Source organism: Xenorhabdus griffiniae, assembly GCF_015163655.1.
Lineage (GTDB): Bacteria > Pseudomonadota > Gammaproteobacteria > Enterobacterales > Enterobacteriaceae > Xenorhabdus > Xenorhabdus griffiniae.
This window is the reverse complement of record NZ_JADEUF010000248.1, coordinates 1-1,371: the sequence shown is the minus strand read 5'-3', so window position 1 is coordinate 1,371 and position 1,371 is coordinate 1. Positions and strand designations below refer to the sequence as shown.

Here is a 1,371-nt window from a genome sequence, read left to right as displayed (position 1 = left end):
ATTAGGCTATTCAAAATCACCGGAAATGCATGACAAAGTCATCGGGACTTTTATCGAAAGAGAATATTATATTTAAGACCAATCAACATTTTGAATACGTGACCCAAATTTAAAAGTTGAAAACAATAAACAAGGAAAGATAATTTATAAATTTATACTACCTAATTTCAAATGGGGAGAATCAGAGATATATCATGAAGTTATTCCATCTGGTTTATCAGATGGCTATAGCGATCCTGATTCATCAATAACTGAGCGTAGTTATGGTAGATATCTTTATTCTGTAGCAAAAGATAAGTTTGATAAAGCGATAAATATTACTCGTAAAAATCGTGAAAATCTCATTTTTGATGAAGAGAGCGGTTTAACTACACTAACCGTAGAAGTAGATGAGCAATATACTGCGTATATGAAAGTCTATTGGTATTACAAACCAACAAGAGATACGATTTCTCCACTTCGCTATAAATGGGGAAAAGAACCCACATTAGAAAATGCGGTCTATGGATATGAAGATGAGGTACTACGTTAAATGAATGATTTAATAAAAAAATTGCTCAAAAAAATTTTTAGGGTGAAAACGCCGCCAACAGAGCCTTTATCTACATTTGCTGATCCTGTTCTGGCGGAAAAGTTAATTCTGCTGGATAATAAAACTGTAAAACGTGCAGGATTTTTGGATGCTATCAATAGCAAAGAGTGTCATTTTCGACATAATCTTATCAGAGCAAGAAAAGAAATAATAATACCTGTACTTGTTGGGTGTATATTAGGTTTTTCTTTTTTCATTAATGATAACATAAAGACATGGAAAGCTTCAGAAAAAACCATCCTTCTGCTTTTAAAAAGTGAAAAGGAAAATCATGTATCACAGTTTGATTTAAACTATGAATCATCTGAATCTACTAATTTATTGAAGATAGTTTCAAATGAAAATAAGGTATCACTAATGGAATATTTATATATTATGTATTCTAAGGATAGTATTTATGGCGAGGAAAGAGCCAAGCGCTCTCTTATTTTAGATGCAAGTTTCGGATTGTTTTTCCTGAGCGCCAATATTCTTGCTATTACCATATTTTTAAGATTACGTAAACCTGCTAATTTCATCATTGATCATGAAAGGCAACTTTTTTACACCTGGAAAAAAGGGAAAGTGTATGTAGCTCGCTATAAAGAGTTAAGCGTGGCATTTACTAATAATATTCTGCACTTTAAATGTTATGGCTTAAACGAAAAGCATGAACTGACATACCAATTTTTGGTCATGATTCCAATTTATTGATAGTGACGAATGTTCAAATAATACCCAATGACTCTGTCATGCATTTCTATGGATTTTGAAAAAGATAAGGTCTTGCGAGTCAGTCT

3 protein-coding genes are annotated in these 1,371 nt (G+C 32.1%); 2 read left to right on the top strand and 1 reads right to left on the bottom strand.

What is annotated here, in order from left to right:
* Together IQ211_RS19240 and IQ211_RS19235 are read left to right on the top strand one after the other, a co-directional pair.
* Nucleotides 1–76 (top strand): IS1 family transposase (locus IQ211_RS19240; protein ID WP_228011628.1); only part of this gene is annotated, 76 nt, incomplete at its 5' end.
* A 456-nt stretch (nucleotides 77–532) separates the two neighbouring features.
* Nucleotides 533–1,285, top strand: coding sequence for a hypothetical protein (locus IQ211_RS19235; RefSeq protein WP_189761395.1), 753 nt, complete (start codon nucleotides 533–535; stop codon nucleotides 1,283–1,285).
* On the opposite strand, the gene IQ211_RS19230 is transcribed toward IQ211_RS19235, so the two are convergent.
* A partial coding sequence (locus tag IQ211_RS19230; protein ID WP_228011597.1) for an IS1 family transposase occupies nucleotides 1,279–1,371 on the bottom strand: 93 nt, incomplete at its 5' end. The genes IQ211_RS19235 and IQ211_RS19230 overlap by 7 nt on opposite strands.